Here is a 1,687-nt window from a genome sequence, read left to right as displayed (position 1 = left end):
GCAGGCCTCGCAGCAGATCCTGTCCAGCTAGCCGATCACCGAAACGTCTTAGGAGAACCCTCATGTCGATCAGTTACCAGTTCGGCGACGTGGATGCCCACGGCGCGTTGATCCGTTCCCAGGCCGCGTCGTTGGAGGCCGAGCACCAGTCCATCGTGCGCGATGTGCTGGCTGCCGGTGACTTCTGGGGTGGCTCGGGTTCGGTGGCCTGCCAGGAGTTCATCACCCAGTTGGGCCGCAACTTCCAGGTCATCTACGAACAAGCCAACTCTCACGGCCAAAAGGTGCAGACGGCCGGCAACAACATGTCGTCCACCGACTCCGCCGTCGGCGGCAGCTGGGCCTGACGCGATGGGTTAATCGCTGGGCCCGATCGAGGCCCGGATCGCGTTCGAGACCCTGCTGACCCTCTAGTCCGAACTCGAGCTGGTTGGAGGTCTTTTGCGACGAGACGCATATGACGCCCAGATGGCGCTGCTTGAGCCGCGTGCCGACGTGGTGGGTCAACGCTCAACGGCTCAACACATTCGAGCACTTTGCGACCTGTTCGGGCTTGAGGCTGCCTTTGACCCTCGGAGACGGTGACGGCTCATGAGCGTTGTCCCGATGGAGCTGGTCGCGCGTATGGAAAGTCGCTGCTTCACTAGCGACAACACCGCCGGTGGTTCACCCGAGATCCTGGCAGCTGTTGTAGCGGCAGCATCCGGGCAGGCATCGCCCTATGGCACCGACAGTTGGACTTTGAGCGCACGGCGCCGCTTCAGCGAGATCTTTGATTGCGAGATCGATCTGCTCCCTGTTTGCACCGGCTCGGCGGCGAACGCATTGAGCTTGGCCGCGCTGACCCCACCGTGGGGCAGCGTGTTGTGCCACCGCGACAGCCACATCAACAACGACGAATGCGGCGCACCGGAGTTCTTCACGGGCGGCGCCAAACTTATTGCCCTGGGTGGGGAAAACGCCAAGATCGACGCCGACGAGCTGCAGGCCGCAGTGCACCGCAAGGTTGGAGACGTGCACACCGTGCAACCCTCGGTGTTGAGCCTCACCCAGGCAACCGAGACCGGCGCGGTATACACCCCCGCTGAGATCGGGCACCTGGCCTGCATTGCGAAGCAGGCGGGCCTGCGCGTTCATATGGATGGCGCCCGCCTCGCCAACGCCGTCGCCGCATTGGGCTGCCACCCCGCCGAGCTGACCTGGCGCGCCGGCGTGGACATGCTGTCCTTTGGCGCCATCAAGAACGGGAGCATAACCGCCGATGCGATCGTCGTCTTCGAGCGCTCTCTGACCACTGAGCTCAACTTCCGGGCTAAGCGAGCCGGACAACTCGCCGCCAAGATGCGTTTCGCCGCCGCCCAGCTCGACGCCTACCTCGCCGATGATCTTTGGCTGCGCAATGCCTCGCACGCCAACGCGATGACCGCGCGGCTCGAAGAGGGGCTGAAGTCCATTCCCGGCACTCGCCTTGCGGGCACGCCAGGGGCGAACATCCTGTTCTGCCACCTGCCCCAGCAGGTCATCGACGGACTTCTGGACGAGGGTTACGGCTTTTACCACGGCCGTTGGGAGCCAGGTGTCGTCCGTTTCGTCACCGCCTTTACCACCACGACCCACGACGTCGACGGGCTGGTACATGCGGTCCGCCGACTCACCGCGGGCGCGGGCGAGGAAAGCTGGTCTAAGC

General features: G+C 64.2%; 2 protein-coding genes. Both read left to right on the top strand.

What is annotated here, in order from left to right:
* The first annotated feature begins 62 nt into the window (after positions 1 to 62).
* The gene (locus WAN02_RS19530) at positions 63 to 347 is read left to right on the top strand and encodes a WXG100 family type VII secretion target (protein ID WP_331512261.1); all 285 of its coding nucleotides are present in this window, start codon (positions 63 to 65) and stop codon (positions 345 to 347) included.
* A 244-nt stretch (positions 348 to 591) separates the two neighbouring features.
* On the top strand, positions 592 to 1,687 hold a 1,096-nt coding region (locus WAN02_RS19525; protein ID WP_422265886.1), incomplete at its 3' end, for a threonine aldolase family protein.

The sequence above is a fragment of the Mycobacterium sp. genome (assembly GCF_049281135.1).
Classification (GTDB): Bacteria; Actinomycetota; Actinomycetes; order Mycobacteriales; family Mycobacteriaceae; genus Mycobacterium.
This window is presented reverse-complemented; position numbering and strand designations above follow the sequence as displayed.

Coding starts and splice junctions, on each gene's coding strand:
- WAN02_RS19530 (WP_331512261.1), top strand. CDS start 63: ATGTCGATCAGTTACCAGTTCGGCGACGTGGATGCCCACGGCGCGTTG.